This window comes from Clavibacter lycopersici (assembly GCF_003576405.1).
GTDB lineage: Bacteria > Actinomycetota > Actinomycetes > Actinomycetales > Microbacteriaceae > Clavibacter > Clavibacter lycopersici.
On record NZ_QWGT01000281.1, the window covers coordinates 1 to 3,195 of the forward strand.

Annotated in this window: 3 protein-coding genes; all 3 read right to left on the reverse strand. The window is 75.3% G+C overall.

Annotation, left to right across the window (positions count from 1 at the left end; all coding sequences use genetic code 11):
- Positions 1–121: 121 nt before the first annotated feature.
- Positions 122–1,111 carry an iron-siderophore ABC transporter substrate-binding protein gene (locus DZG00_RS13870; protein WP_119383215.1) on the reverse strand — a complete coding sequence of 330 codons (990 nt, stop codon included), beginning with the start codon at positions 1,109–1,111 and terminating at the stop codon, positions 122–124.
- Complete coding sequence (locus tag DZG00_RS13875; RefSeq protein WP_119455738.1) at positions 1,108–2,031, reverse strand: ABC transporter ATP-binding protein; 924 nt, start codon at positions 2,029–2,031, stop codon at positions 1,108–1,110. The genes DZG00_RS13870 and DZG00_RS13875 overlap by 4 nt, the downstream gene beginning before the upstream one ends.
- Positions 2,032–2,116: 85 nt before the next feature.
- A complete protein-coding gene (locus tag DZG00_RS13880; RefSeq protein WP_119455739.1) occupies positions 2,117–2,872 on the reverse strand; it encodes an SGNH/GDSL hydrolase family protein in 756 nt (251 codons plus the stop codon).
- Positions 2,873–3,195: the final 323 nt, after the last annotated feature.

The window sequence follows — 3,195 nt, forward strand, 5'->3', positions numbered from 1 at the left end:
CGCGCGACGGCGGCGAGCGACGGGACGGGATCCGGGATCGACGCCCCGCCGACAGGCGCGGGAGGCGCGTCGGCCGGCGGGGGCGCGGTGCGGACGGGGGCGGTCATCGACGGGGTGCGGGTCAGCCGGCGAGCAGGTCGGAGACGGCCTTCGCGTACGCCGTCATCGACGCCGGGCCGCCGAACGCCCAGATGCCGTCGGGCATGCGGTGCACGTCGCCGGCCGTCACGAACGGCAGGGACTGCCAGACGGCGTTGCCCGCGAGCGTCGTGGCGAACGGGTCGTCGCCCTGCGTGGAGTTGGAGTTGTAGAGGAACTGCACGTCGCCGATGGTCGTGAGGCCCTCGACGTCGGTGGATCCGAGGCCGTACGCGGGGTCGACCTCGCCCGTCCACGCGTTCTCGAGGCCGAGCTCGGTGGTCACGTCGCCGATGAGCGAGCCCGTGCCGAACGGGCGGATGCTGACCGCGCCGGCGTCCACGTACGCGTCCGCGAAGAGGAACTCGGATCCCGCGAGGCCGGCCGCGTCGAGCTTCGCCTTCGCGTCCGTGACGGCCTGGTCGTAGGCGTCGATGACCTCGGTCGCCTTGTCCTCGGTGCCCGTCGCCTTCGCGATGAGCTCGAGGTTGTCCTCGCTCTGCTGGATCTGCTTCGAGCCGTCGGCCGAGTTGATCTGCAGCACCGGCGCGATCGCCTTGAGCTGCTCCACGGCGTCGGCCGGGAGGTCCGTGGTCGCCACGATGAGGTCGGGTGCGAGCGACGCGATGGTCTCCACGCTCGGCTCGCCGCGCGTGCCGATGTCGGCGGGCTCGTTCACGAGCGGCACGGCCGACGACCAGGCGCTGTAGCCCTCGACGTCGGCGACGCCCACCGGATCCACGCCCAGCGACACGAGGTTCTCCACGACGTTCCACTCGGTGCCGACGACCTTGGTCGCGGGCCCGTCGAGCGTGACCTCCGCGCCGGTGCCGTCGGTGAGCGTGATGGCCTCGCCGCTCGGGGTGGATCCGGCGCCCGTGGATGCCTCCTCGGTGGTGCCGCATGCGGTCAGCGTGAGCGCTGTCGCGGCGGCGAGGGCGGTCATCGCCAGGGTTCGTCGTCTCGTGATCACGGGTGGAGCCTCTCGTTCCTGTGGTGGTGGCGGGCGACCGCGCGGGTGCGCAGGCTGCCCGTCGTCGGGTCCGCGTGGACCTCGACGGGGATGCCGTAGACCTCGGTGAGGAGGTCGGGGGTCAGCACCTCGGTTGGGGTGCCGGTCTTCACGATCCGGCCGTCCGAGAGCAGCGCGACGGTGTCGGCGAGCGCGGCGGCCTGATCGAGGTCGTGGAGGACGACGCCGACGGCGATGCGCCCGTCGTCGGCGAGGTCGCGCACCAGGTCGAGGAGCTCCACCTGGTAGCGGAGGTCGAGGTAGGTGGTGGGCTCGTCGAGGAGCAGCACGCCGGTCTCCTGCGCGAGGCAGCTGGCGAGCCAGACGCGCTGGAGCTGGCCGCCGGAGAGCTGGTCGACGCCGCGGTCGGCGAGGGCGTCGAGGCCGGTGAGGTCCAGCGCGCGATCCACGGCCGCGCGGCCGTCGGGATCCGCCCCGCCGAAGCGGCCGCGGTGCGGGTAGCGGCCGAACTCGACGACGTCGCGGACGCTCAGCCCGCCGGGCGTGGAGCGGCCCTGCGTGAGGAGCGCGACGCGGCGGGCGAAGCGGCGGAGGGAGAGGTCGAGGGCGTCGGACTCGCGGTCGGCGTCGGCGGCGTCGCCGCTCTCGTCGCGCAGCACGAGCGATCCGGAGCGCGCCGCCTGCAGCCGCGCCATCGTCCGCAGCAGCGTCGACTTCCCGCTGCCGTTCGGGCCGACGAGCACCGTGACGCAGCCCGGCCGGATCTCCAGCCCGGCGCCGTGCACGACCTCCGTGTCGCCGTACGCGACCGTGATGCCGCGGGCCTCGAGGGCGGATGCCACGGGCGTCGCGTCGGGCGACCGCGTCGGATCCGGATCCACGGCGCGCGTGATCGGGGCGGTCGAGGCGGGGGAGGTCACGATAGGTGAGGTTAGCCTAACCTCACGTCGGGCGACAACCCCGGTGCCGATCCGCAGAGCCAGCCCGCTGGATCAGCCCGCCTGGTCAGCCCGCCGCGCACCCGGCGCGCGCGATGCCGAGCGCGCGGGCGAGGTCGACGCCCCAGATCCGGTACGTCTCCCGGTACGCGGTCTCCTCGGACGCGGGCTGCCACGGCGCGCACATGAGCTCCGCCGGGAACGCGATCGCGGCGGCGTTCGGGACCCTCGCCACGACCTCGCGCGTCCGCTGGTCCAGGACGCGTCCGTGCCGTCCCGCGCCGCGCCGGGCCCGGGGCGAGAGGCCGCCCGCGTGGTCGAGGGGCGGGAGGGCGGCCACGAGGATCCACGTCCCCGCCGGCAGGTGGCCGCGGAGGTCCGCGAGGGCCTCGCCGAGGTGCCGCCCCCAGTCCGCCACCGCGGTGACGCGGAGCACGTCGCTGACCCCGACGAGCAGCACGACGGCGTCGGCCCGCGCGAGTACCGGCGCGAGCCCGGCGATCGCCGCGGGCGCGTCGCGGATCCGCGACCCCGCCAGGATCGCGCTCGACCACACGACACCCCGCCCGGTCCGCGACGCGTGCTGCCGGGCCAGGCAGGCGGTCAGCGAGATGCCGTGGGTGCGCACGCCGAGGCTGATCATGCCGCTCTCGCCGATGACGACGATGCGCTCGGGATCCGGCCCGCCGACCAGGCCGTGCGCCGCATCGGCGGGGACGATGCCGTCCTCCGCGTCGACGCGGCGGTACAGCGACTCGGCCACGCGCGCCGTCCTGCCGGGGAGCGCGGAGGCGGCGAGGAGGAGATCGGACAGCGGCCGCATGGGGCTCCCGGGGTCGAGCGCCCGCGATGGGGCCGGATCCGACGGGCGACGACGACCGGAACGGATCACGGCGCCGAGACGGGCGCGCACGGTGTCGGCGACGAGGACGCACCGACTCGTCCCGGGGTCCGGGGGACGCCCCAGGTTAGGGGCGCCCAGCGGACGACACGCCGTGGGACCGGCGCGACGTGCGATGGGTTCGTGGCCAGCGGGACGCGCGCTCAACCCGGCAGGTCCGCCGGGCCCAGCCGGTGCGCCCCGCGGAGCCAGGCGATCAGCTGCCCGGCGGTGGCGTCGGCGCCCGACGGCAGCGGATCCGCGCT